Consider the following 4,812-nt stretch of genomic DNA (forward strand, 5'->3'; position numbering starts at 1 on the left):
TAAGTCATCTGCGGTGGCGTCGTCAACCGGCTCTTCTTGTAATGATACCCTGCCGACTTGCCAGTCAACGAACGGCTACCACCCTTAGTTGTCTGCTGACACCGGTAAAGTATTCCTCAGAAACTTCACAATACTGTCGGTTACCCGTATAAAACCGGGGCTTCCCGGCATTACCCAATTGAAATGGCTCATACCGGGAATAATCTCAAGCTGTGCCGAGGAACCAGCTCGCTCAGCGATAGCCTGCGCTTCTGCGACTGGTACAAGCTGGTCGGCATCACCGTGAATGATGAGCAGTGGACGAGGTGCAATACGACTGGCCAGGTCTTCAGGGACGTATTCGATCAATGCCTCAGCACTTTCCAAGGGCAGAGTCACCTTCATTTGCGGAAATTCGGCAGCAACCTGATCAAGAAACGCCTGAGATTCAGGATCGGGTAGAACGATTTCCAACGGATCGACCATTGTCGATCCACCTGACAACACTCGCTGCCGTCGATCTTCAGCTAAACGGGACAGAAATTGCCTCCATTCCCAATGACGCCGTAAGCTACGGAGCCAACGTGCCCCATGACCGGGCGGCTCAAGGGCCACTACTGCCCGTACTCTTTGATCGAGTGCGGCGGTTGTAATAGCGTGAGCACCGCCGAGACTTATCCCGATCAGAGCCAATCGATCCGGATCGACCATCGACTGCTCAGCCAGAAACGTCAGCGCCGCTCGGGCATCGGCAACCTGCTCGAGTGGTATTAATCGGCCACGCGGCCCTTCACTCTCGCCGAAGCCACGATAATCAAAGACCAGTGCCACATAGCCGGCAGCATTGAGCACTTTAGCTATATCCGGCATAACCATGGTCTTGAGATAGGTGTAGCCAACGAGCAATACCACGCCCGGTCGACGTTCACCAGCCGGCAAATGACGCGGTGTATAGAGCAAACCGTCGAGCCGATAGCCAGCACTATAGAAATTCACACGCTGCAACGGCGAAACGGGGGCAGCGCGGGCGGTAATCGCACGTTCGACATCTTCCTTCACGATGACGCCGCCTGGCCCACTACCGGTTAGTGTACTCAAATCAATCCCGTGTTCCTGAGCCAATTTACGCGCTGCCGGCATTGCCCGCACATTACCGGAACGAATTTGCGGCTGCGGTAATGGTTTATCAACAATCCTTTCATCAGTTGGTGCTGTTGCCGCCATTCCATTACCGGTTATGTCGACCATGTCAGCTAAACGCTCTCCAGGCGCAGTGATATAAGCAATTACCTTCGTTACAGCTACGATACTGCCTTCGGGATAACACTGGCGAGCCAGGATGCCACTGGTCGGCGCTTCAACCACATTTGTGATCTTTTCAGTTTCAACCTCGGCAATTGGCTCGCCTTTCTGCACCGCTTCACCCTCGTGCTTGAGCCAGAGGTTGATCTTTCCCTCTTGCATACTCAAGCCCCATTTGGGCATAACAACCTCGGTTGGCATGATTACTCCTGCAACAATTGCCCACTACTTCAACCAAGCGTTGCACGTGCAGCCGTAACAATCCGTTCAGGTGAAGGTACGTAGGCATCTTCCAAAACTGGGCTGAAGGGTACCGGTGTATGGGGTGGCGTGACTAACTTTACTGGCGCATTCAGAAACTCAAGCGCCTGGGTTGCTGCTAGGGTTGCAATGTCTCCAGCAACACTACAACGCGGATTGTCTTCATCAACAACGACCAAACGTCCTGTCTTACGCACCGACTGCAACACCGTCTCTTCATCAAGCGGCGATAGGGAGCGCAGATCGATCACCTCAGCACTAATCCCTTGCTGTGCCAATCGTTCAGCGGCTTCGAGGGCGTGCAGCACCATACGAGAAATTGCTACGATAGTTACGTCGCCACCTTCACGCTTTACTTCAGCCTGACCGAGTGGAATAACATATTCACCTTCGGGCACCGGCCCCTTCATATCGTAAAGCAGCTTATGCTCACAGAATATCACCGGATCATCATCGCGAATGGCTGCAATAAGTAAGCCTTTTGCATCGGCAGGTGTCGCCGGAGCTACTACCTTCAGACCGGGGAAATGCACAAAGGTTGAGTAAATGGAGTCGGAGTGCTGAGCGGCAGCCCGAAAACCAGCACCGATCATCGTGCGAATGACCAGCGGAATACGGGCCTTACCACCGAACATGTAGCGTATCTTAGCAGCCTGATTAACAATCTGATCCAGGCAAACTCCCATAAAACCGATAAACATCAGCTCCACGACCGGACGGAGACCAGTTGCTGCGGCGCCGACACCAGCGCCAACAAAACCCGATTCGGTTATGGGAGTATCGCGCACACGCTGACGACCAAACTCGTGAACCAGACCCTTAGTTACACCCAAAACGCCACCCCAGGCATCGAGGTGGGTTTCATCTTCGCTGTGCGATGCGCCGGTTACATCCTCACCCATAATAATCACGGTTGGATCGCGCCGCATCTCTAAACGCAGCGCCTCATTGATGGCCTCACGATAGCTCAGGGTACGAACTGCCTCCTCAACCATTACCGTCATGGTGACACCTCATCATCGAGTAGTTCTGTAAACCGAAGGATTGTTCAGAAACAATGCTTCTGTCTACAGGACGCTTATCAATTCATAGTTAGCGTTGTACTGCGACCGTAGCTTCCTGAAACGGCCACAAACCGGTCACGGGGTAATCGACGTATACGTCAGTCAAAAGCTCTGCCGGATCGGGGAGTGGGCTTTCAGCAGCGAAGCGCACTGCATCTTCGATCGCAGCACGGGCACGAGCATCAATCTCATCAAGTTCAGTGGCAGTAAGCAGACCTTACGCAGTTACCGTCTGGCGAAAACGCTGCAGACAATCGAGTGAGCGATAGTAAGCCTCTTCATCACGAGTACGATAGCGAATTGAGTCGCCCTCGAAGTGGCCATAGTAGCGGTATGTCTGCGCCTCAATAAAGGTCGGCCCTTCACCACGTCGGGCACGAGCTATTGCTTCACCAGCCGCTTCGTATACGGCAAAGAAATCGAGGCCATCGATAGCAATACTTGGCATACCAAAGCCCCGAGCACGAGCGGCAATGTCTTGGCCGGAAACCGAGTAGCGCGGTGATGTTGTTTCGGCGTAGCCGTTATTCTCGCAAACAAACACAACCGGCAACTTCCATATCCCGGCCAGATTAAGACCCTCAAACGTTGTACCCTGATTGGAAGCCCCATCACCGAAGAAGCAGACAGTCACCTGATCAGTACCTTTGAGCTTTGCAGTTAGACCAGCACCGCATGCCAGCGGTGGTCCACCACCAACGATACCGTTCGCTCCGAGCATACCCTTGTCAACATCGGCAATATGCATTGAGCCGCCTTTCCCCTTACAGGCGCCGGTTGCTTTACCGTAGATCTCTGCCATCATTGCCCGGAGGTCAACACCCTTGGCGATACAGTGGCCGTGCCCGCGATGGGTACTGGTAATAAAGTCGTCGTCACGCAAATGCGCACATAGTCCAACAGCTACCGCCTCTTCACCGGCATACAGGTGAACGAAACCGGGTATCTTCCCGGCGGCAAAATCAGCGTGAAGCCGATCTTCGAACTCGCGAATGAGACGCATGCGCTCATACGCCCAGAGGAGCTTTTCCCGACTAATGTTCATACTGTTCTCCGTTCCTCAACGAACAACATCACTAGCTCAGCGATGAGCCATATCAAGCCAGGATAGAGATTCCTCTGACAGTGTACAGAGGCCAAAATGCGCAGAAAGAAAGAGGTATAATGAGCGAGAATGTGGTATCAGGGTTAGTTATTCAGTTTGAGAATGATATTGATAACTCTATTGTATGATCTTGAAGTAGGTTTGTCAAGAGTCTCGCGAGCAGCGATAGGGGTTTTTGGCAGATGCGAGAAGAGAGGGGTGGAAAAGAGAAACGAGAGAAAAGGCGGGTTTCTAAGGAACGCAAGGAGGCGTTTAGCTTCCTGTTCCGACGGCGCTCTGCCCTGTTGTCGCGCCGATCACGCCCATCACCGCAGCGGGAGGGGCACCTTCCCAATCCCCCCGCAAGCGGGGGGCCTGCTAGGTGGTGATAGTGTGCTGATACACCAACCGATATGTTTCAGGCGCGCAATACACGACGCGGGCCAGAGGCCCGCGCTCCCGGGCAATCGCGTGGGTTGAACAACAGTTGTGTAATATCTGTCAGAGTCACTCCGCTTTCGCATCCTCCGAACATCTGAGATAACCCGAAGCTGAGAACGCTGAAAAGACCTCTTTCTGCGTTGTGAGTATAGCACAATTCACTCTCATAGTGTATAATTTGGAGTAAAATATGCAGTTTTCTCCTACAGTGCATCCTTACGCTTGCTAACGATTGCCGAAACGGCATCGAAGCTGTACAGACAGCACGAGACCATTTGTGCGCTGACCGGAACAGCCCTGCCTATCATCCTGACACGCGACTATCGTTCCGGTTTCGAGCGAATAGAGAAAACTTTGTGGCTGTAGATAGACGCGGCGTCGCTTTGACCAAGAGCTTGTTAGTGATGTACGGCATAACACTCAACAGGCTATGCATTCGAGCTGTTGCATCTGGAGGCACCATCGGTATCGACTGTCAGTATGTGTTCTTGAGTATCAATCAGCGGATTGATAAGAGTGCCCTTTCCTTTTGCCCTGTAACGGTCATATCTCCGAGCAGTGTACATTGATCGTTTCCGCAAATATTATGGGGAGCGCGTCTCGTATGAAGAAACTGATGGAGTCCTATGTAAGAAAAATCTTCGCTATTTCTCAAAGTGGCTATGCTCGTGAAGAGAGTTA

Annotated in this window: 2 protein-coding genes and 1 pseudogene; all 3 read right to left on the reverse strand. The window is 52.6% G+C overall.

Annotated features, from left to right (window positions below):
- Positions 1 to 84: 84 nt before the first annotated feature.
- On the reverse strand, positions 85 to 1,482 hold the full coding sequence (locus JE47_RS0119495; protein ID WP_031461351.1) for an alpha/beta fold hydrolase: 1,398 nt from the start codon (positions 1,480 to 1,482) through the stop codon (positions 85 to 87).
- A gap of 29 nt (positions 1,483 to 1,511) precedes the next feature.
- Entirely contained in the window at positions 1,512 to 2,546 is a 1,035-nt protein-coding gene (locus JE47_RS0119500; protein ID WP_031461352.1) for an alpha-ketoacid dehydrogenase subunit beta, read from the reverse strand.
- An 88-nt stretch (positions 2,547 to 2,634) separates the two neighbouring features.
- A pseudogene (locus tag JE47_RS20795) lies at positions 2,635 to 3,651 on the reverse strand (thiamine pyrophosphate-dependent dehydrogenase E1 component subunit alpha).
- Positions 3,652 to 4,812: the final 1,161 nt, after the last annotated feature.

The organism is Chloroflexus sp. MS-G (assembly GCF_000735195.1).
GTDB lineage: Bacteria > Chloroflexota > Chloroflexia > Chloroflexales > Chloroflexaceae > Chloroflexus.